19 protein-coding genes and 7 pseudogenes are annotated in these 21,631 nt (G+C 35.0%); 11 read left to right on the top strand and 15 right to left on the bottom strand.

All coding sequences use genetic code 11. The annotated features are described in order from the left end of the window. Positions 1-77 precede the first annotated feature (77 nt). Positions 78-234 (bottom strand): annotated as a pseudogene (locus tag NBW39_RS09035) (IS66 family transposase); the annotation flags it as partial. A 334-nt stretch (positions 235-568) separates the two neighbouring features. On the opposite strand from NBW39_RS09035, the pseudogene NBW39_RS06790 reads away from it, so the two are divergent. Together NBW39_RS06790 and NBW39_RS06785 are read left to right on the top strand one after the other, a co-directional pair. After that, positions 569-1,334, top strand: a pseudogene (locus tag NBW39_RS06790) (IS630 family transposase); the annotation flags it as partial. Positions 1,335-1,392: 58 nt separating this feature from the next. Beyond that, a pseudogene (locus tag NBW39_RS06785) lies at positions 1,393-2,444 on the top strand (IS481 family transposase). Between the two features lie 56 nt (positions 2,445-2,500). Here NBW39_RS06785 and NBW39_RS06780 read toward each other — a convergent pair. After that, positions 2,501-3,739, bottom strand: coding sequence for an IS256 family transposase (locus NBW39_RS06780; protein ID WP_250295731.1), 1,239 nt, complete (start codon positions 3,737-3,739; stop codon positions 2,501-2,503). 81 nt (positions 3,740-3,820) lie between these two features. Further along, the gene (locus NBW39_RS06775; RefSeq protein WP_250294992.1) at positions 3,821-4,837 is read right to left on the bottom strand and encodes an IS110 family RNA-guided transposase; all 1,017 of its coding nucleotides are present in this window, start codon (positions 4,835-4,837) and stop codon (positions 3,821-3,823) included. Positions 4,838-5,289: 452 nt separating this feature from the next. Here NBW39_RS06775 and NBW39_RS06770 point away from each other — a divergent pair. The 3 genes and pseudogenes from NBW39_RS06770 to NBW39_RS06760 form a co-directional block, all read left to right on the top strand. Beyond that, positions 5,290-5,876, top strand: a pseudogene (locus NBW39_RS06770) (IS110 family transposase); the annotation flags it as partial. Positions 5,877-5,965: 89 nt separating this feature from the next. After that, entirely contained in the window at positions 5,966-6,838 is an 873-nt protein-coding gene (locus NBW39_RS06765; protein WP_250294632.1) for an IS982 family transposase, read from the top strand. Between the two features lie 32 nt (positions 6,839-6,870). Beyond that, positions 6,871-7,192: pseudogene (locus tag NBW39_RS06760) on the top strand (transposase); the annotation flags it as partial. A gap of 470 nt (positions 7,193-7,662) precedes the next feature. On the opposite strand, the gene mlaD reads toward NBW39_RS06760, so the two are convergent. Then, the gene (gene mlaD, locus NBW39_RS06755) at positions 7,663-8,118 is read right to left on the bottom strand and encodes an outer membrane lipid asymmetry maintenance protein MlaD (RefSeq protein ID WP_250294991.1); all 456 of its coding nucleotides are present in this window, start codon (positions 8,116-8,118) and stop codon (positions 7,663-7,665) included. 2 nt (positions 8,119-8,120) lie between these two features. Then, positions 8,121-8,432 (bottom strand): NADH-ubiquinone oxidoreductase subunit NDUFA12 family protein, encoded by a 312-nt coding sequence (locus NBW39_RS06750; RefSeq protein WP_250294990.1) that lies wholly within the window; start codon positions 8,430-8,432, stop codon positions 8,121-8,123. A 64-nt stretch (positions 8,433-8,496) separates the two neighbouring features. On the opposite strand from NBW39_RS06750, the gene NBW39_RS06745 reads away from it, so the two are divergent. Genes NBW39_RS06745 through purF form a run of 3 tightly spaced genes read left to right on the top strand, consistent with a single transcriptional unit; the run spans position 8,497 to position 12,524 of the window. Further along, entirely contained in the window at positions 8,497-9,963 is a 1,467-nt protein-coding gene (locus NBW39_RS06745; protein WP_250294989.1) for a proton-conducting transporter transmembrane domain-containing protein, read from the top strand. Positions 9,964-10,008: 45 nt separating this feature from the next. Further along, complete coding sequence (gene rodA / locus NBW39_RS06740) at positions 10,009-11,112, top strand: rod shape-determining protein RodA (protein WP_370273780.1); 1,104 nt, start codon at positions 10,009-10,011, stop codon at positions 11,110-11,112. Between the two features lie 26 nt (positions 11,113-11,138). Then, positions 11,139-12,524, top strand: a complete 1,386-nt coding sequence (gene purF / locus NBW39_RS06735) for an amidophosphoribosyltransferase (RefSeq protein WP_250294987.1) — start codon at positions 11,139-11,141, stop codon at positions 12,522-12,524. A gap of 12 nt (positions 12,525-12,536) precedes the next feature. Here the strand turns inward: purF and NBW39_RS06730 are convergent. The 8 genes and pseudogenes from NBW39_RS06730 to NBW39_RS06695 all read right to left on the bottom strand — a co-directional run. Then, a pseudogene (locus tag NBW39_RS06730) lies at positions 12,537-12,764 on the bottom strand (DNA-3-methyladenine glycosylase); the annotation flags it as partial. Positions 12,765-12,777: 13 nt separating this feature from the next. After that, the gene (locus NBW39_RS06725) at positions 12,778-13,650 is read right to left on the bottom strand and encodes an IS982 family transposase (RefSeq protein ID WP_250294632.1); all 873 of its coding nucleotides are present in this window, start codon (positions 13,648-13,650) and stop codon (positions 12,778-12,780) included. A 94-nt stretch (positions 13,651-13,744) separates the two neighbouring features. Beyond that, positions 13,745-14,032, bottom strand: a pseudogene (locus NBW39_RS06720) (DNA-3-methyladenine glycosylase); the annotation flags it as partial. A gap of 56 nt (positions 14,033-14,088) precedes the next feature. After that, positions 14,089-14,889, bottom strand: coding sequence for a hypothetical protein (locus NBW39_RS06715; protein ID WP_250294986.1), 801 nt, complete (start codon positions 14,887-14,889; stop codon positions 14,089-14,091). A 145-nt stretch (positions 14,890-15,034) separates the two neighbouring features. After that, complete coding sequence (gene ruvB, locus NBW39_RS06710; protein WP_250294985.1) at positions 15,035-16,009, bottom strand: Holliday junction branch migration DNA helicase RuvB; 975 nt, start codon at positions 16,007-16,009, stop codon at positions 15,035-15,037. After that, entirely contained in the window at positions 16,006-16,578 is a 573-nt protein-coding gene (gene ruvA, locus NBW39_RS06705) for a Holliday junction branch migration protein RuvA (RefSeq protein ID WP_250294984.1), read from the bottom strand. The genes ruvB and ruvA overlap by 4 nt, the downstream gene beginning before the upstream one ends. A gap of 488 nt (positions 16,579-17,066) precedes the next feature. Beyond that, positions 17,067-17,893 (bottom strand): IS5 family transposase gene (locus NBW39_RS06700; RefSeq protein ID WP_250294694.1). Its coding sequence is split into 2 segments (ribosomal slippage): positions 17,067-17,506 and positions 17,506-17,893, totalling 828 coding nucleotides; the frame shifts between segments, so codons are not numbered across the junction. A 252-nt stretch (positions 17,894-18,145) separates the two neighbouring features. Next, a complete protein-coding gene (locus NBW39_RS06695; protein ID WP_250294983.1) occupies positions 18,146-18,643 on the bottom strand; it encodes a Smr/MutS family protein in 498 nt (165 codons plus the stop codon). Positions 18,644-18,735: 92 nt separating this feature from the next. On the opposite strand from NBW39_RS06695, the gene rlmB reads away from it, so the two are divergent. The 3 genes from rlmB to NBW39_RS06680 all read left to right on the top strand — a co-directional run bounded on the left by rlmB (position 18,736) and on the right by NBW39_RS06680 (position 20,839). Next, the gene (gene rlmB, locus NBW39_RS06690; RefSeq protein ID WP_250294982.1) at positions 18,736-19,500 is read left to right on the top strand and encodes a 23S rRNA (guanosine(2251)-2'-O)-methyltransferase RlmB; all 765 of its coding nucleotides are present in this window, start codon (positions 18,736-18,738) and stop codon (positions 19,498-19,500) included. A 79-nt stretch (positions 19,501-19,579) separates the two neighbouring features. Further along, the gene (locus NBW39_RS06685; RefSeq protein WP_010962942.1) at positions 19,580-20,302 is read left to right on the top strand and encodes a Bax inhibitor-1/YccA family protein; all 723 of its coding nucleotides are present in this window, start codon (positions 19,580-19,582) and stop codon (positions 20,300-20,302) included. Then, positions 20,303-20,839, top strand: coding sequence for a cytochrome c oxidase assembly protein (locus NBW39_RS06680; protein WP_250294981.1), 537 nt, complete (start codon positions 20,303-20,305; stop codon positions 20,837-20,839). It abuts the gene before it with no gap. A 353-nt stretch (positions 20,840-21,192) separates the two neighbouring features. On the opposite strand, the gene NBW39_RS06675 is transcribed toward NBW39_RS06680, so the two are convergent. Beyond that, a complete protein-coding gene (locus tag NBW39_RS06675; RefSeq protein ID WP_250294980.1) occupies positions 21,193-21,342 on the bottom strand; it encodes a hypothetical protein in 150 nt (49 codons plus the stop codon). 21 nt (positions 21,343-21,363) lie between these two features. Further along, the gene (locus NBW39_RS06670) at positions 21,364-21,432 is read right to left on the bottom strand and encodes an Rpn family recombination-promoting nuclease/putative transposase (RefSeq protein ID WP_250295779.1); all 69 of its coding nucleotides are present in this window, start codon (positions 21,430-21,432) and stop codon (positions 21,364-21,366) included. Positions 21,433-21,631 lie beyond the last annotated feature (199 nt).

Below are 21,631 nucleotides of genomic sequence, written 5' to 3'. Positions count from 1 at the left end.
CAGTGGCGTCAACTTAAGAGCATACATTAGCAAACTCTCCTATGGATTCTCTGAAAGTACCCGTTCAGCAGAGTGGTTTAAGAAACAATAGATAGGAGATTTTGGAAAGCCCCTTTGTTTCCATGTTAAGTATAATGAAATTATCCGTTCGAGGAATGTGTTTCCTCGCTGTGATTGTGTAAAATATGAGTTTTTACGGTAAACGACATAGTGTCGTATCTGTTGTTCAGCATGTCAATGGAATGTTTTCTGGTATCCGTTCAGCAGAGTGGTTTAAGAAACAATAGATAGGAGATTTTGGAAAGGGTTTAGCCCCTTTTGTTTCCATGTTAAGTATAATGAAATTATCCGTTCGAGGAATGTGTTTCCTCGCTGTGATTGTGTAATACCAATTCTCAATAATAATGATACAAATGAAAAAGAGTGCTTTCCGCCTATAACTGGAGGTTTAAGTGAATTTATCGTATATTCTATTTGTCTTCTCATACCAATTCCTATTACATAACAAACAAATAGACAATAGAAGTGAGAAGGTTATACTAAGGCAGTATAATGATGGAGTTTTGGAATGGCATTGGTATCAAAATTATTAGACGAAAAAGTTGTGGATTTAGCAAAGGAAATGTTGAAAAAAGTAAGGAATAATGCATATGTTTCAAAGAAATTACAAGCCGTAATAGCAGCCAAAAAGCACAGTATATCGGAGGTAGCAAGAGTGTGTAAAATCTCGAGAACCGCATTGACTGAATGACCTAAAATTTGGAAGGATAGAAAAACTGTTTGCGCCGCCTGAGCGCCGTAGAAAAAGTATACTAAATCAGAGTCAACGCGGGCAAATTGAGATGTGGATAGAAGAAAATCCGAACATTACTATTAAAGAAGTAAAAGTGAAGATATTAGAAGAATTTGGCTTAAATATCAGCAAATCTACAGTTCACAGCGAGATGCAAAAGATCTACATAACACCACGACCAATGCACCATAAACAAGATCCAAAAAAACAGGAAGAATTCAAAAAAAAATCTCAATGAGAAAGTAAATTCATATCCTCAAAAAGAGGTATTTTTCTTCGATGAATCTCGATTTGGAACGCATTCAAAAGTTGGACATGGATGGTTTAAAAAAGGTATGAGAACGCAGGTAAAGGTGAAAATAGGTAGAGAAAATTTCTATCTTTATAGTGCTGTAAACCCAGAAGTGGAGAAGATTTCAGCCTATTTGCACCAAACGTAAACACTGATTGTATGAACATATTTTTGGAGCAAATGTCGAAAGATTTGGAGTCTCAAGAGGCCTTTTTAATTATGGATTGTGCTAGTTGGAAAAAGCTTAAAATGTAATAGTTTAGACTTGATCTGACAGGCAAACAAAGTAAGATAAAAATATGAACAAATTTTAAAGGAGTGTCAGGCAACACAAGAAAAAATACTAAAACCAAAGTTGGGATTGCTAGAACTTGCAAAGCAATTAGGAAATGTATCACAGGCGTGTAAGGTAATGGGATATTCAAGGGATACATTTTACCGCTTCAAAGAACTGTATGAAACAGGAGGAGAAGAGCGAAAAGCAAGCCATTATATGCAAATAGAGTATCGGAGGATATAGAAAAAGCAGTAATTGAAATAGCAATAGAATTTCCAGCATATGGACAAGAAAGAGCAGCAAACGAAGAGAGGAATTCTCATCTCTGCAAGTGGAATAAGATCAGTGTGGCAAAGAAACAATCTTGAAAATTTCAAAAAGAGGTTAAAGGCATTAGAAGCAAAAGTAGCTCAGCATTTTAACAGAAGAGCAGATAACAGCTCTAGAGAAGGCTAAGGAAGAAAAAGAGGCCCATGGAGAAATTGAAACAGAGCATCCAGGATACTTGGGTAGCCAAGACAGTTATTATGTGGGTAATATCAAAGGTATTGGAAGAATTTACCAGCAAACCTTTGTTGATACCTATTCTAGAGTTGCTTTTGCTAAGCTTTACACAGAAAGGACTGCTATCACAGGTGCAGATCTTCTTAATGATAGGGTAATACCGTTTTTTGATGAACAGAAAGTATCATTACTACGCGTTTTGACGGATCGTGGTACAGAGTATTGTGGCAGACCGGAAAATCACGCTTACCAGCTGTATTTGGGGGTAGAAAATATTGATCATTCTCGAACCAAAGCTCGTTCTCCACAGACTAATGGCATATGTGAAAGGTTCCACAGAACTATGCAAGATCAATATTATCTTTAGAAAGAAAATTTACACCTCTTTGGCAGAACTTCAGTTAGATGTAGACCATTGGGTGCATTCTTACAATAGATCTAGACCGCATTCAGGTAAATATTGCTATCCTATGCAAACCTTTTTTGATAGTATGCATATTGCTTATCAGAAAAATATTGATAGCATTAAACAGGATGCTGATTTTGGTTTTGACTTTGTCAATTCTTCTGTCAGTTAATTCACGCCTGTCAGATCAAGTCGGGAATGTTCAAAAAAGTGTGTCAAACCGCATTTTTAATTCAACTCAATTTTCAATCTACCAGGAAAGAAAATATCAAGTTGAGATATAGTTAAAGCCCAATTAGGTATAGCCATAATCCAATTTTGCTCTGCCTTTTTTATAGCACAATATACCTGTTTGTACAAGGCATTTGTACTAGTAAATGAGCCCTTAGTTTTAGTGAATTTTCTAATCTGTCTATGCAACCCCTCAATAGGATTGGTGGTATAAATCAGCTTTCTAACTGGCCCAGAATACTTAAAATAACCAGATAAATTTTCCCAATTATTTTGCCACGATTTTATAACCAAAGGATATTTTTCACCCCATTTTTCTTCCAGCTCAAGCAAATAATTCTCAGCGATTTCTTTACTTGAAGCACGATATATTTTCTTCAAATCGTTCATGAAAACTTTCACATCTTTGCTGGATACATATTTCAATGAATTCCTTATCTGATGCACTATACATAGCTGTACTTCTGCTTTAGGAAACACACTATTTATTGCTGCAGGAAAACTTTTTAGACCATCGACGCAGGCAATCAGAATATCCTCTACTCCTCTCTCTTTTAGGTCATTTAATACCCCTAACCAGAAGTTGGCTCCCTCACTTTCGGCTAAATAAAAGCCTAGTACCTCTTTTCTGCCATTTTGATCTACGCCTAATATATTATACATGCATTTACTTACGCAATGCCCGTCCTCCTTAACTTTGAAAAACATGCCATCCATGAACACTATTGGGTACACAGACTGCAATGGGCGACTACGCCATTCGTTGATTACCGGTAGCAATTTGTCGGTAATACTTGATATCTCTGCCGCCGATATTTTGTGATCATAAATTTCCTCAACGTGTGACGCTATATCTCTATAACTCATACCACTGGCAAATGTGCTCAAGATCTTCGTTTCAAGCTCTGGATGTAAGTTTGTTTGCCTTTTTTTGACTATTTGCGGCTCAAAACTTCCTTCTCTATCCCTTGGCGTCAAAAGTTCAAATGAACCGGCACTTGTCCTTAAAGTCTTTCCATTTCTCCCATTTCTTCGATTATTTTCTTCGCTTTCAGCCAACAAGTGATTTTCTATTTCACCTTCCAAACTTGCCTCCAGCAGCTTTTTTATCAATGGTGTTAATACTCCGTCCCTTCCCGTCAGCGGCCTTCCTTCTCGTATAGACGACAGGATATTTGTTTCTAATTCTTTATAATCTACCAATCCAGTAGTTTTATTTGCTATTCTTTGATTCATATGTGAAACCTCCATTTTTTTTATATCAATTTATTACTTTTTTTTCGGTTTGACACACTTTTTTGAACATTCCCATCAAGTCTAAACTATTACATAACAAAACTCTGTTTTGCTAACCAACATCCGATGCATAATTACAGCTAATTTTCTTGCTACTGCTACAATTGCTTTTTTCATCCCTTTTTTCTTCGCAACCCAGCTTCTCAACTTAAAATTTTTCCGACTGATTGTAAGTAAGACTTGTGCTGCTTCGTACAACACATTCCTACATTCTACTGGTCCCATTTTTGATATACTTCCATGCCGATCAATCTCTCCAGAAGCATACTGTCTTGGGCTCAATCCCATATAGGCTCCAACTGCATAAGATGTTTCAAACCTATATGCATCATCTATTGCAGCTTTGTATGTCATTGCTACTATAATACCAACTCCTGGAACAGTAGTTAACAATTTGCAATCTTCATCTTTTTTGCCTTGTTCTGAAAGTATTTTGTCAAGCTTCCTTATTGACTCTTCTATTGCTTCCAAACTGCAAACTAATGCTTCTATTGAACTCCTACTGATTTCATCCAAATTATTTATTGCCTCTTGTATTCTTAAAGCAAAAGTTTCAAATTTTGATCCTTTACCAAGCTTTATTCCATGTATCTTCAATAACCCTCTTATTGTTCCGACAATTTGCTGTTTGCTGCATATTAACTGCCTTCTACTTCCAAGTACTACTTTTATTTGACAAGATTCATCTGATTTTACTAACACTTCTTTGTATAGCCCAACTCTCATCATTTGAGCTATACCTCTTGCGTCATTTTTATCATTCTTATTGATTCTTGCAGACAACGCTGCTGCCATATGCCTTGCATCCACACAAATTACTGGCAATCCAAAACTCCTTAGTTCTTTGCACATTGATATTGACAACTGTCCACTTTCTATTCCTATGGCTTCATATTTTTTGTCTTGGCCAAGTAGACATTTAGCTATTGCGCCACTTTCGCTTGCAACAACTTCTTCTTTAACAACTTTTCCTTTCTCATCAACGATACTAATAAAAGTTTCTTTGAGTGAGACATCTAATCCGCTATAATATTTCATGACCTACTGTAAAAGTTTAAATTATTTTTGAAGAACTTATTCTACTGAATTCGTTACTTCGTGCCAAAATAATGGAGTATGTCTCTCCATCATTCAACAGCAATTACAGTATGTCTTTCTACGATACCGTCCAGCCTTTACTTTTGAGAAGGGAACTCTTACCTATTGAACAAATTTTATATCTAAGGGATTTTTCAGAGTTCTTCCCTTCTCCATCTAATGCTCAAGCTTAAAACATTGTAAGTTAAAAATATGTTATAAAAGAAACAAGAGGGAAGATAACCCTACTCACTATAGGAATAGCGGGCGTGTGCGACCGATAAAACATTGGTATTACAACCGTTCTAATCAAGGTACACTAGCCCCATCTCTCGATACGTTTGAATAGTTGTTTGGGACATATGTATGCACCCGTTTACAATCTTAAATTAATTGAAACTATCGAGGTTATTATGGTTACATCTTACCAAAATTTTATTGGCATTGACATCGGAAAATTTAAAAATGTTGTTGCGGTTCACGAACAGAAGAACTCTGTGGAATTTGACAACAATATTTACGGTTGGCAACAACTGTTTCAAAAATTTTCAGATGTTCTACCTAATTCTTTAGTGACTTTAGAAAACACAGGGAAATATGAGCTTGGCTTATCACATTTTCTTATTAACAAAAATATTGCAGTGCATCGAGCTAATAATCGTAAAGTAAAAAGCTTCATCTTGTCTCACGGAACTTTAGCAAAGTCTAGACGCAAGGGCTCTTGCTCAATATGCGCCATAGAACTCTCTCTCTATTTGTACCTACCTCTAAAAAACAAACAACTTTGATCGCACTTTGTCAACGTCGTGATGATATGACGCAAATGAGAGCTCAAGAAAAATGCAGACTAGAAGCACCGGAAAATGATCATATAAAGGAAAGTTGTCAAAAAACTATAGAATTCTTTAATAGTCAAATAGATGAACTCAATAATACTATACAAAAAATTATTGATGAAAGCCGTGAGTTACAACAACGTCAAAAAATCCTTAAAAACCTCAGTTATGGATTAGAAAATAGATAAAAGTATAACTAAGAAGAGGGAAACAGGGTAAACTCGAGTATTTTAGTAATAATAAGAGGTTACCCATGAAGAAAGATATTACAGAACTGTACTGTTGCGTCGAGGATTTTTGTCGTGCGGTAGATGATAATTTTGCAAATAGGTTCTTATCAAACGGCAAAAAACCAACCAGAGTACCAGAAATAGCGCACTCAGAAATTCTAACCATAATCCTATTATACCATAAATCACCATGTAAAAACTTCAAGGCTTTTTATCTTTGTTATCTTCAGTTATTCTATAGATCAGAGTTTTCAAAGCTGCCTTCATATCACAGATTTATTGCCTTAAAGCCGCGAGTTTTGTGGTATTTAGCATTACTTTTGCAATGGTTTTGTGAACAAGCAAAAATGACCGGGATTTCCTACATAGATTCTACTTCAATAGCAGTATGCCATCGAAAAAGAATCTCAAGAAATAAGGTTTTCAAAGGATTAGCAGAGTTAGGAAAGAATACTTACGGCTGGTTTTTTGGTTTTAAATTACATGTAGTAATCAATGAAATAGGTGAAATTCAAGGTGTTACGCTAACCAGAGGTAACGTCGATGACAGAAAACCTGTACCAACTCTAACCAAAAAACTAACTGGACTTTTGTTTGGAGATAAGGGCTATATAAAGAAAGAGCTCTTTGAGAAACTATTCGATAGAGGTCTAAAACTCGTCACTAAAGTGAAAAAAGGTATGAAAAATGCACTGATTTCGCTGAAAGAGAAGATTTTACTAGGGAAAAGATCGATTGTTGAAACGGTTTTTGGCTGCCTAAAAAACAAATTTGAACTTGAGCACACTCGGCATAGATCCACAGTAAATTTCTTGGTACATATTTTTTCTACCCTCATTTCTTATTCAATGCAATCGAAAAAGCCCTGTATTTCTCAGCTTTACTTCGTTGGTTAATCCATAACTGGGGTTTAAAACAGTTCCTGGCAAAGTTATCTCAAGATTTTCTGTGTTTAATGCCAGAGCTTGGTTATTTAGGCAGAAGAGAAGTAGCAAGTCTTGCCGGCTCATCCTAAGGAAAGTGGTAAAGCTGTTGGTTACCGAAGGATTATAGGCGGTAGAAGTAATATTCGTTCAAAGCTCTTTACAGCCGCCATGTCTGCTGCAAGGTCCAAATCTGTACTTGGTGCCTTTTATTCCAAGCTTGTTGAAAGTGGTAAGAAGAAAATGGTAGCTATAACAGCTCTAATGCGAAAAATTATAGTGATTGCTAATGCAAGACTTAAAGAAGCAGTCAATGTGAATATTTAAAAATTTACATAGTAGTAACTGAAATGAGTTAATGAATATTGTGAATAAGTACGTCCACACAGACTTAAAGTACTTATTCACATATTCATTGGCTTAAGCAGGAATTGTTGTAGTAGCTGTTTGATATAAATTCTATTTCTATGACAAACGGGTTTTTATTGCCTATATGAAGTTGCAAAATTGTACAATAAAAAATTTTTAAAAAACATAGTTGATTAGATGCTTTTTTCAAGATACAAGGTCAATATTTCATTAGATGGTATTTATCTACCAAATGGGAAAAATATTCATTTTGAAGGAATTGTAGTATAAAGATGCAGCAGCCTAACATTATTGAGCCACTGAACTTCGAAAAGATTTTTTCTCGGATGAAAGAAGTCTATTCTCACAATTCGTGAACGGTTACTGGTCAGACTCATTAATTACGGTAATGCACATAGGCTGCGTGCCTATGTGCAAAGCTGCCATTTTCACTTCGTAAACATACCAAGAATTCTGTCCATTATTCCACCCATATTTGCTTCAGCTTGAGTATACTCTATTTTACCACCATGCAAGATTAGTTTAATATCTGATCCAGGTGATATATTAATAAATTTACTGCCAACAACTCCACTGCTAGTGATCAGAGCTGAACTATCAATTGGCAATTTTATGTCTTTGCTTATACACATATCGATTCGTGCTACGTAGGTAGCTTTGTCAAGTGATACACCAGTTATGCTTCCAACATCTACACCAGAGATCTTGACACTATCACCAACTCCTATACCGTTAGCGTTAGCAAAAAGACCATATATTTTATAGCAATCCTTATAGTTTTTCTTTATGTAAGATAGCTTATCAATAGCAAAGAAAATCAGAAAAATAGTAAAAATTAATACAAATAATCCAGCGGTTATTTCAAGTATATTTGACCTTCGCATCTTTAGTTATCAGGACTCCAGCTTTTATAGTAATTTTTCACTTTTTGGTTTGGATAGTATGCATCTTTTGTACCCGTTAAATTAGGAGTATGTTTTACTTTTCTTTTATTATTAACTGGTACTACATTATCAGTATAGTGAAGCCATATATGCCATTCCGGAGGCACTGTTGTAGGCTCAGAAACACTGCTATACATAACCCACCTTTTTCCTTTACTTGATTCATAGTAAGAATTTCCATTTTCATCTCTTCCTACAAATTTATCTTCTCTTCGTAATAGGCGTTTTATTGCATTACAAATTTTAGATAACATAAGGGTATTAAAACAAAAAGTATTATATATACTAATACTTTAACGATATATTAACAACAATTTAATGCAATTACCAATTTTACAAGTTATTATCCCAATAATTGCATCAATGTTTTGCTTTCTTGCCAAGAAACACAAGGTATCTTGGTTTATTTCTTTTATTGCAACAACAATCACTCTTATCATTTCATCAATACTACTCATTAAAACATATAAAGGCGAAATTATAACTTATCACCTTGGGGATTGGGCTCCCCCGTACGGCATAGAGTTAAGAATCGACGTGTTGAACTCCTTGATTCTAACTTTGGTGAATTTTATAGCGCTGATTAGCGTGCTTTATAGCTTTTATATTAACGAAAAAGAAATTAGCAAAAACAAAATCACTGGTTTTTACTCTCTATTTCTACTGTGCTTAAGCGGACTGTTCGGGATTCTAGTAACAAACGACATATTTAACCTTTACGTTTTCTTGGAAATTTCATCTCTTTCTTCTTATGTATTAGTTTCAATGGGAAGGGATAAAAAAGCCTTGGTTGCAGCATTTGAATATCTAATTAGTGGCACTATAGGGGCAACGTTTTACTTGTTTGGCATCGGGCTCTTGTATTCAATGACTGGAACACTCAATATGTCTGACATGGCTGAAAGAATAGTTCCATTATACGATAACAACATCATAAAACTTGGCACATTGTTCATTTTTGTTGGTCTCTCAATTAAAATGGCACTGTTTCCATTAAGCAGGTGGCTGGTTAATGCATATAGTGAGGCGCCAAGTTTCATTAGCATATTCTTTTCAGGCACAGTAACTAAAGTGATGATATATGTTTTCATCAGAATCTTTTATACTGTTTTTCATCAAAATTTTTTCTTATTTAAGCCGCTACTGGACAATGTGATAATTATCCTCGCACTTTGCGCTATTGTATTTGGGTCGATATTTGCAATAACTGCAAAAGACATAAAAAGACTGTTTGCTCACTCTAGTATTAGCCAAATTGGTTATATAATTTTAGCACTGAGTTTTAACTCAAAAACAGGTGTATTTGCAGCAATTCTTCACATAGTAAACCACAGCATAATAAAAACATCTTTATTCATGGCTGCAGGATGTATTTCTTACAAATTTGATACAACAAAAATAGAGAATTTATCGGGACTCAAGAAATCAATGCCTTATACAGCACTTGCGTTCACTCTACTAAGTTGTGCATTAATCGGTGTGCCTTTAACAAATGGCTTTGTAAGCAAGTGGTATATAATGAAAGCAATTATCGAATCTCATGCGTGGATTTCCCTTGTAACATTTGCTGCTGGCTCTTTCCTTGCATTGATATATATGTGGAAGATGGTAGAAAAAATGTATTTTGAAAATAGTGCAGCATCAAGCGCTGGAATGACACTAGGCAAAATTAACGATGTGCCATTTCCTATGCTTTTCTGTCTATTGTTTATGGCAGCTTTAACAGTAGTAACTGGAATATATAGCACTCCAATTCGGTTAGTAGTTGAGAAGTTGGTTTTTTGATTTTTATCTTTGTTTCATATTTTACTATACTTTAAGGTTATAAGTGTGGATAGGCTGAAGAAGATTCATTGGTTATTAATCATTAACGTGATAGCGCTGTTTTGCGTTGGCATTGCTGTTCAATACTCTTCTGCTGGAGGAAAGTGGGTGCCATTTGCGATTCACCAACTGGTCATATTCTCCTTCTTTTTCCTACTCGCTATAGCTATGCCATTCATAGAGCTAGATTTTTATTTGAAGCACGCCTACTTTTTTTATATAGCAGCAGTGATTTCGCTGTTAGTGGTGAATTTTTTTGGCTCACACATAATGGGTGCAACAAGGTGGATAAGAATTGGATCAATTAGTTTGCAACCATCAGAATTTGCGAAAGTGGGTTTAATACTTGCGCTTGCTCGCTATTTTGATAAGCAGAGTGTGTATAAAATGATGGAATTTAAAAGATTGCTTATGGCACTTATAATTATTTTCTTACCCGTGTTCTTGGTGTTAAAGCAACCTAATTTAGGCACAGCTATGATAATGTTATTTATAGGGATGTCAATTATATTCACAGCAATAATAAAAAGATCTCATTCGATAATATGTGGAACGCTTGGCATTTTTGCAGTACCAGCTATTTGGCCTTTTTTACGTCCTTATCACAAGCAAAGGATATTGTCGTTTTTGGATTCATCAGTGGATCCACTTGGGATAGGTTATAATGCACAGCAATCTCAAATAGCTATTGGTTCAGGAGGTTTGCTTGGTAAGGGCTTTGTTAACGGAAGTCAAACTCAACTTGGATTTTTGCCGGAAAAGCGTACAGATTTTGCTTTTGCAGTGCTGAGTGAGGAATGGGGATTTTTAGGTAGCATGGCTTTAATTTTACTCTATACTACATTGCTTGCTATAATGCTCTCTATTGCTTATAGGTCAAAAAATTATTTTTCTAAGTCGTTATCTATCGGCATTTTCGCCTTTTTTAGTGCTCATTTCTTTATAAACATCGGAATGACAATGGGCCTCTTACCTGTGATAGGTGACCCATTGCCATTTCTGTCCTATGGAGGAAGTACAACTGCTGCAAGCTTAATATGTATAGGGCTATTGCTGGCAATAAAAGCAGATGAACAACAAAATGCTTGTATTTCACCTATGCTAAAGTAAAATTAAACTTTAACTTAATAGTTGTTATGCTAGGTGGAATGCACGAAGAATGTGGAGTATTTGGTATAAGCTGCAATAACGATGCTGCATTTAACTCTATACTTGCTCTCCACGCTTTGCAGCATAGAGGTCAAGAGTCTTTTGGCGTAGTAACCAGTAACAACGATAAGCTGCACTCTTATCACTTTCAAGGTCAAGTGAGCAGCGTATTTGATGATATAGATGAAATAAAGAAATCCTTACCTGGAGATTGTGCAATAGGTCACGTTCGATACTCAACAAGTGGTAATAAGTTTGGAGTGCAGCCCATGCTTGGCAAAAGTGGCAAATTTGGGGATTTTGCCATAGCACATAATGGTAATTTAATTAATATTTCTCCGATACGCGAACAATTAATTAAACAAGAGTGCGTTTTTCAGTCAGATATTGATACAGAAGTAGTAGTGCATCTGACAGCAAGCGGTGAAAAAGATAGCTTCTTAGAGAGTTTTATATATGCATTAAAGCAAATACAAGGTGCTTATTCTTTTGTGGCAATCAATCAAGAAGTAGTTATTGGAGTACGTGATCCATCTGGAATCAGGCCTCTTGTTTTAGGAAAGTTAAACGGTTCTTACGTTCTTGCATCTGAAACTTGTGCTCTTGATATAATAAATGCAGAGTTTGTTAAAGAAATAGAACCAGGCGAATTAGTTACCATCAGTTCGGGTAGTAAGCTAGTCTCAATGTTTCCTTTCCCACAGCAAAAATCAAGTTTTTGTATTTTTGAATACGTTTATTTTTCAAGACCAGACAGCATAATGGAGAATAGGTCTATATACGATACAAGAAAAGAAATAGGAAGAATACTTGCGAAGGAAAGTCCACCAAAAAACAATGTAGATATGGTTGTACCAATACCTGATTCTGGAATACCTGCAGCTATTGGATATGCAAAGCATTCAGGATTACCTATGGAACTGGGAATAATTCGTAATCATTACATAGGAAGAACTTTTATACAACCAACCGCTGAAGTACGTAAAGTTAGAATAAAATTAAAATTCAATGCTAATAAGCACACTTTGAAAGGTAAAAACATAATTTTAATAGATGATAGTATAGTGCGTGGTAGTACGTTAACAAATATAATAGTTATGTTAAAGGATGCAGGAGTAAAAGAAATTCACCTCAAAATTTCAAGCCCACCAATTAAGCATTCTTGTTTTTATGGAATAGATACGCCAGAGTGCAAAGATTTAATTGCTGCAAATAAATCTGTAGAGGAAATTAAGGAAGTTATAGGAGTAGATAGCCTAGCCTTCTTGAGCATTGATGGACTATATCAGGCTGTTAAAGGAGAGGTGCGTAACAATGCTACACCACAATATTGTGATGCTTGTTTCACTGGTGATTATCCAATTGGCAAATAGTCTACGCAAGGTTTAGAAAATCTTAAACCGCCAAAATTTCTCTTGGCCTTTACTAATTCCGATTCTCGGAGTGCAAATATAATCTGGTTTAAGGTGAGATTCATAAACACAAAATTCGTGGCTTATAGTAAGGTCTTGCTTATTATGTTCTTTTGTAATGTTTAATCTTTTGCACAATATTCCTGGTCCGCCTAAGTTTGCCTCAAGCGGTTCAATGAGCTTTAATCCCCGTATTAACAACCCCAGTTATGGATTAACCAACGAAGTAAAGCTGAGAAATACAGGGCTTTTTCGATTGCATTGAATAAGAAATGAGGGTAGAAAAAATATGTACCAAGAAATTTACTGTGGATCTATGCCGAGTGTGCTCAAGTTCAAATTTGTTTTTTAGGCAGCCAAAAACCGTTTCAACAATCGATCTTTTCCCTAGTAAAATCTTCTCTTTCAGCGAAATCAGTGCATTTTTCATACCTTTTTTCACTTTAGTGACGAGTTTTAGACCTCTATCGAATAGTTTCTCAAAGAGCTCTTTCTTTATATAGCCCTTATCTCCAAACAAAAGTCCAGTTAGTTTTTTGGTTAGAGTTGGTACAGGTTTTCTGTCATCGACGTTACCTCTGGTTAGCGTAACACCTTGAATTTCACCTATTTCATTGATTACTACATGTAATTTAAAACCAAAAAACCAGCCGTAAGTATTCTTTCCTAACTCTGCTAATCCTTTGAAAACCTTATTTCTTGAGATTCTTTTTCGATGGCATACTGCTATTGAAGTAGAATCTATGTAGGAAATCCCGGTCATTTTTGCTTGTTCACAAAACCATTGCAAAAGTAATGCTAAATACCACAAAACTCGCGGCTTTAAGGCAATAAATCTGTGATATGAAGGCAGCTTTGAAAACTCTGATCTATAGAATAACTGAAGATAACAAAGATAAAAAGCCTTGAAGTTTTTACATGGTGATTTATGGTATAATAGGATTATGGTTAGAATTTCTGAGTGCGCTATTTCTGGTACTCTGGTTGGTTTTTTGCCGTTTGATAAGAACCTATTTGCAAAATTATCATCTACCGCACGACAAAAATCCTCGACGCAACAGTACAGTTCTGTAATATCTTTCTTCATGGGTAACCTCTTATTATTACTAAAATACTCGAGTTTACCCTGTTTCCCTCTTCTTAGTTATACTTTTATCTATTTTCTAATCCATAACTGAGGTTAACACTGCTGCTGGGAACCCTTCTGCTTCTGTTACAATATTTAAACAGTAATACATCCCATATATAAAGTACACATATGAAAACCCCGGCATACCAAACATTACTGAGGTTCGATTAGTATAGCCTCTTGCTGCATGACAAGCTGGGTCACTCATTCCTATATAGGCTTCAACTTCGGTTATTATTCCACTAAAGTTAGAAAATTTGAGGACTTTTCCCAATAACTCTCCAGCTACAGTTAAGGTCGGCCGCTCGTAGAAATTTCTTGGTAGTATTATGTTGCTCATTATAAGAGTATAAGTTGCTTGCATTTGCAAGCAACTTATACTGAATTTTCACTACTTTACCTATTTTGAGCAGCAGAAGCTTGATGCTTTTGTGGTGCGCCGCTCAAGTCTTCTACATTTGTTGAAGGCTGCTCCAAAAATTTTACTTCTTCAGAGCTTTGTTGTAATTGTGTTTGTGGCAATTGTGATGCTAATGCTTCATGTAAAGACTTTGGTTCACGTCTCTTGCCTACTTTTACTTCTTTGTTTGCACGTAACTGTTCTTCAGTAACACCATTGCTTTCAAGGAGCTTTACACCATTCTTATCGTCAATATTAATTTTAATTTTACATTCTTTTCCATCAACATACCACTTTAAAGTCATTTCATATAATCCACTAATTATTTCATAAACTCTTTCCCCTTTATCATTAATATAGCAACATGCCCCTCTCTTTTTTTCCTGATTAGAATGACAAAATGTCATTGTTTTTACATTGTACTTTTTACATATATTACCACTCAAAAGTTTAGCTATATCTACTCCTTCTTTACTAACATTCAACACAACTCTCACGGAAGGGTAAACAACATTCCCTTCCCTTTTGCCTTCTTTTATCATTATGGCCCCTATGGTATTATTTTTCATACCTTCAGATATCTCTGATTTAATTTGGTCAGCAATTTTGCCTACAATCTCTTTGCCGTGATACTGAGATTCTCCTTTCTTTGGAGAAAAAGGTTTTTGGTTTGTGGTATTGGTAGAAGGGTTGTTCTGTAATGCAAAGAACTTATTCCATTCTTCATCGCTTTCTAACTCGACATATTTACGCTTATTCTTGTCTGGTGTTGATTTAGGTATATCCTGAGTGCTCAAATCGCTAGGAAGTCCTTTTGTTTTATCAGAATTACCACTCTCCTTTGCTTTACATATATCCCTCCATTATCGTTAACACATAATGCTAGCATACGAGCATTATATCAATTGGTCAATTATAATTACAGCAACAAAATTTTTTATATTAAAGGCTCAAATACTCCTTTGCCTGATCAGTTAGAACGCGTCCTCTTGGTGTGCGCTTTACAAAACTAATTTTGATTAAATAAGGTTCTACTGTTTCTTCAATATTGCCAACATCCTCAGATAGTGCAATAGATATAGTGTCAATTCCAACAGGTCCTGAGGTGTTGAATAAAAATCTTAGATAATTCATATCAAGTTTATTAAGTCCCATTTTGTCTACACCCAATTTTAGCAATACAGAATCAGCAACTTCATAAGTGATTTTTTTATCATCTTTCACTTCAACAAAATCCCTTATTCTCCTCAGTAATCTCAAAGCAATTCTTGGAGTGCCGCGCGCACGGCAGGCAATTTCCCGTGCTGCATTTTCTTCAATTTCAGTAGAAAGAACTCTTGCGCCTCTTTTTATAATATTAACCAGTTCTTCAAAAGAATAAAACTCAAGGTGCAAAGGAATGCCAAAACGATCTCTGAGTGGCGCAGAAAGTAATCCAAGTCGCGTTGTTGCACCAATCAACGTAAATGGCGGCAAATCTATCCTTAAAGTGCGAGTAGATGGACCTTCACCTACTAATATGTCCAGGCAAAAATCTTCCATAGCGGTATATAAAACTTCTTCAATGCTGCGATTTAATCTATGGATTTCGTCGATAAATAGAACATCTTTTGCACTTAAAGTGGTAAGCACTGCGGCCAAGTCCCCAGCTTTGCTAAGTAAAGGACCAGAAGTTGCGCGAAAGCTGACCCTTAATTCTTTAGAAACAATTTGTGCTAAAGTTGTTTTACCAAGTCCTGGAGGACCATACAATAAGACGTGATCTAAGGCTTCAGTTCTCGTCTGTGCAGCGTTTATGAACACTTTTAAATTTTGTATTAAGTCTTTTTGCCCGACAAAATCGTCAAGTTGTTCAGGTCTGATGTTGATATTGCGCACATCTTCAGTATATTCTTTATCGCACGATATTGATTTCATAATGTTTTAAGCGCCATGCGAATAATATCCTTAGTGTCCAAATTTGGCGATTCGTCTTGTATTTTTTTTATCGTATCATAAGCTTTCATTTTTTCATACCCAAGATTGATCAATGCTGAAAGGGCATCTTCATTGATTGGATGAAAATTATTGTTATTTATTTCTAATTTACTCACTTTGCCACTTAATTCAGTGATGATTCGATTTATGAGTTTCAGGCCAAGTCCACTCATCTTGAGTGCTACTTTATCCTCATTCATAATTGCCAAAAACATCTGTTCTGGAGTTAATTTACTCAAAATTGACATTGCAGTTTTATAGCTAACGCCGCTTACTTTAACAAGCAATCTCAAGCACTGCTGTTCTTCTTTGCTTATGAAACCATATAGCTGAGCAGTGTTTTCTCTGTTATTTGCATAGGTTTCGATAAGTAATTTGATTCTGCTTCCGGTGGAACATGCATTTAAAGTTTTGGCTGAAAGATACACTATATAGCCAATATCATTCACATTCAGGATTATGTGATCACTGCGCACTTCATCAACTATCCCGCTTAGATTTCCTATCATTTTCAGCACTGTATAGGATTCAGTTTAAATACTCTCAGATCTTAGGTCAAGCAAACGAACATTATAATAGGGAAACGTGGCTAAAAACTTCCTTGACAAACCTCGCCAGCCCCCTTATCATAAAACTGAAGCTATATTATTTAACTTCCCAATCTGTGCAGATTAAAATGACAAGAAGACTTGTATTTGGCGTACTATTGTTTAATTTTTGCACTATGTGCATCCTATGTCTTTATAAAAATTTTGGGTTTTTACCCACATAAGCTGAAACGCGCTTATAAAGCGTTCAAGACATCACCCAACGTCAAATTTTAAAATAAAGAGTGGAATAACTAGCTACTCCGGGGATTCTTTGTCTTTTTTTTCTGCTGGTAAATTTCTTAAACATTTATAGCTTAAGTTAGTTGCGTTTAAAAGCAGCTAAATTGCAGTGTTTAAGACTTAAAGAACGCCGATACTGAAAATAGACAATAGACCTCTTTCAAAATTCACATCATCAACTCTAGATTGTAAATTCCAGCTATCAAATTGAATCTCAATCCAAAACGTTTTCGCCGATTGCGATATTTATCTGCAATAATTTTAAATCTTTTAAGCAAACCGATTACATTCTCAACCACAACTCTTTTGCTTGCAAGCTCTTGATTTTCTTGCTTTTGTTTCTTAGTCAATGGGTGCTTTTTCGTTTTTCTATGTGGCAATTCAACATTTGCGTGAATTTTTTGTAGACCTCTGTAACCGCTATCTGCTAGGACTTTGATACTTGGTAGTATGTGCACTTTTGACTCCTTAAAAAGCCGAAAATCATGTTTCCTACCATTTGAAAAAGACGTGCAAATGATCTTTTTGCTTTCTTTTTCCGAAATAATCTGTGTTTTTATACTGTGCTTTTTCTTTTTTCCTGAATAAAATCTTTTTTGCTTTTTTTGGGTCTTTCCACAGGAGTTTCTGTTGCATCTATCACTAAAACCTCATATTCTATATCACTTTTTAGAACCTCTTTTCGCCCTGGCAATGCAAAATCCGGATGTTTTACCAATGTATTTTCAATCCACTTTATGATTTTATAGGTCGTACTTTCGCTCATACCATAACTTCGACCAATGTGGAAATATGTCCGATATTCACGAAGATATTCCAATGCCATAAGTAGCCTGTCTTCTATACAGAGCTTGCTTTTACGCCCACTTTTTGCTTTTTTCCTTCTATCTTCTTCATCTAAAATTTCTACCATCCTGTTGAAAGTTGCCTTCTTTACTCCTGTCAGACGACGAAACTTCTCTTCATCTAACTCCTTAGTTTCTTCATATCTCATACTTTTAAATGTATGATTTTATACTAATTTTTTGCTCTTTTCCAATTTTGAAAGAAGTCTAATGACCAGGGCTTCTTTTGCCTTTTTTTTATTTGGTGAGTTTCTTAATATTTATGGCTAAAAGAGCCCAAGAGAGGTGTCATTCCAGCGCGTGACGCTGGAATCCAAAAAAAAGGATGATGTCATCCCAGTGTCAGCTACTTGGATGACACCGTCATAAAGGAACCAGTGTCAGCTACTTTCATGACACCATCATATAAGGTCTTTATTCCTTCTTAATAAAACATAAAAAGCCCCTTTACCACCATGTTTTTTCGTAGCTTGCTGGTAGTATAGAACCATATGCCGGATTTTAGTGTCATTTAACCATTTATTTAAGTTACTCTTTATAGTGTCTGTTTTATTTGTTGCACTGCCGTATCCCGTAATTACCAATAAACATCTATTTCCTGCTCGATAATTTTTGATAATAAAATCTGTCAATTTACAGTAAGCATCCTCTATATTATAGCCATGCAAATCGAGCTTATCACTTATAAAATATTTACCCCTATCAATCTTTGATTTTGTGTTGTAGTCAAGACAAAATGATGAGTTACCATTATTGGTATTAAGAAAATTCCCTTGTAAGTCGGAGGTACCTTTATCAACCATAGATTTTATATTTACTTTATGATCAACTTTCAAAGTAACTTTTCCACATTCTATTGGCTTAACATTTTTTTGCCAATCCAACTCATCGTCCGACATAAACGCATTAATCGAATTGTATAATTTTACAACAATATCCAAACATAGTAAAATGTTGCTTATTCTATAAAAACCCGATTTTCAATAATACGATGAAATCGTCAAAAACTAATGAGAATTTTTGGCTGTATGGAAAGCACACCTGCATGTCAGCACTGAAGAATAAAAATAGGCGGTGTATAGAACTGTTAGCAACAGAAAATTTCTATAGAGAACACGAAAAAGAAATTAGGCAATGTGTAGACAGTAAGGGCATTAAAGTTCGATTAGTAGAAAACAAAATACTTAATGACGTTTTACCCAAAGGTGCTAACCATCAGGGAATTGCTTTAAATGTTGCCCCTATTCTTTATAACTCAAGCATTGAAGAAATAGCTGAAAGCTCGAACGATAGCTCTACTATAGTCATTTTAGATCAAGTCACTGACACGCACAATATTGGGTCGATTTTAAGAACTTCAGCTTGTTTTAATGTCAACGCATTGGTTTTACCACATAACCATTCACCGAGTGAAAATGCATCTATTGCAAAAGCAGCAAGTGGGGCTTTAGATATTGTTCCGCTAATATACGTTACAAATATAGTAAAAACTATGCAGTATTTAAAAAAGGTCGGCTACTGGTGTTACGGGTTTGATTGCAATGCTAAAGAAAATATAGATGAAATAAAGAGTTTTGGAGAAAAAAGAGTGATCATTTTTGGTTCTGAAGAGAAAGGAATGCGGAGGTTAGTTAAAGAAAATTGTGATTATCTTTTAAAAATCCCAATGTCAAACGTAATTGACAGCTTAAATGTTTCAAATGCAGCAGCAATAGGCCTATATTCTATTTATATTAAAACAAATGCCAGCGCATAGCTGTTTATAATAAAAACACTTGATAAAAATGTGGTTTTATATTATAATGTGTTAAATAATGGACAAAAGGAGTTATATTATGTCTTATATGAGAAATGAACAGGATATTCGCTCTCAAGGCGTTTACTATAGCGCTGGGCTTAGAAGTTACCTAACTAAAGTATACAATTACATGGCTTTAGCTTTGGGCGTCACAGGGCTTGTTGCATTTTTAACAGTATTTTCTGGTCTTTTTCAAGTAATTTATTCTAATCCCGTTCTATCGCTTGTGGTAATGTTATCTCCGGTTGCATTGGTGTTCTACATGTCTTATAGAATTCAACACCTAAGTGCTCAGTCTGCCGTTACTATATTTTTCTCGTTCTCAGTGTTAATGGGGCTTTCCTTATCTTATGTTTTTATAGTTTATACTGCAGAAAATATAGCAAGGGCGTTTTTCATTACATCAATCATGTTTGGCTCTATGGCTTTATATGGCAATACTACAAAAAGAGATCTTACAAGTATGGGCTCTTTCTTGATTATGGGAGTTTGGGGGTTAATCATTGCGTCTATAGTAAATTTATTTCTTGGAAGTAGTCCTCTCCACTTTGCAATATCGTTCATATCAGTAATAGTCTTTACCTTAATGACTGCGTATGATGCTCAAAGAATCAAAGACGTTTATTATAAACATAATGACGGATCAGAAGTTGCTACTACTAAATTGGCAATACTCGGTGCAACTAATCTTTATTTTGACTTTATTAATATATTTCTCAATCTACTCAGGTTACTTAACTTGTTCAACAATAGGGATTAGATGTTTTCCTTTTTAAGGAAAGGCAGTAACAATTCTATAGTTTTCTTTTTAGTATCTTTAGTTGTGTTGATGTTATGTCTTGCATATGCATCGGTACCGTTATATAGCATTTTTTGTAAAGCTACTGGATATGGTGGCACAACAAGAAAAGTAACTAATGCAACAATAAGTGCAATTGACCAAAAAATCAGGGTCCACTTCAATGCTGATATAATGTCCGATCTACCTTGGGAATTTAAATCAGAAACTAACTACGTTGATGTAAACATAGGAGAACAAAGTTTAGCGTTTTATTACGCAAAAAATCTATCTGATCAGCCTTCATTTGGAATGGCGGTGTATAACGTTACGCCTTTCAAAGCAGGTAAGTATTTCAATAAAGTTGCATGCTTTTGTTTTGAAGAGCAAATGTTGCTACCAAAACAAAAAGCAGCTATGCCCGTATCCTTCTACATAGATCCTGAGATAATGCTTGATAACAACACAAAAGATTTAAGTGAAATAACATTATCATACACGTTTTTTAAGCTTAAGTAATAAACTTTTTCCTATTGTCCACCCAAGCAGCGTGAGCTTACTATTACCCACAAATATGAATTAATGTAACATAATAAGTTTATAATGCAGCTGCTTTTGAAAAAATATTTTTAGCAAAAACATCATGCCCATTAGCACCACAAAAATTTTAATTATTTACTCCTTCCAAAACCGAAAAAGTACGTACCTTTGTGAGAACAATTTAAATAAAAGCGGCGTTGTAAAAATAAAAACGTAAAATTGTTGCAACGAAGTTAGGTAAATTAGTTCATATCTAAATGTGGCCAAAGTAGGCTAATATAGCTGATTTTACGATATAGTAGAATTATTATAAATGGTGTCATTTCTTCCTGTCAACGATCTTCCTTCTCGTATAGACGACAGGTTTCTAATTCTTTATAATCTACCAAAGTTCTGTTTACTACTTTCTGACTCATGTCAAACCTCCATTTTTTTATATCAATTATTACTTTTTTTTCGGTTTGACACACTTTTTTGAACATTCTCGATTTTTCTGGGTAAGGTCAATTGTTTAAAAAATGGATAAGAATATTCTTATTTTTTTCCGTTCCAAAGATTTTTTTGAAACACAAATCATTGCGAGAAATTTTGAAAGAGCCATAATGCTTGGAAAATATGAATAATTATACACACAATTATTCAACCATATTTTTGAAGATAGCTAGTTTCTGTATTTATTTTAAATTGAAGAAAGCTCAAATGAAAGATCGTGTTTTTCACAGAATGCAGCCTAACAATACGCAGATACGGTGGAAAGCTCACTGGAATCTA

The sequence above is a fragment of the Wolbachia endosymbiont of Oedothorax gibbosus genome, assembly GCF_936270435.1.
GTDB lineage: Bacteria > Pseudomonadota > Alphaproteobacteria > Rickettsiales > Anaplasmataceae > Wolbachia.
The sequence above is the reverse complement of the archived record's forward strand: the minus strand, read 5'-3'. Positions and strand labels throughout refer to the sequence as shown.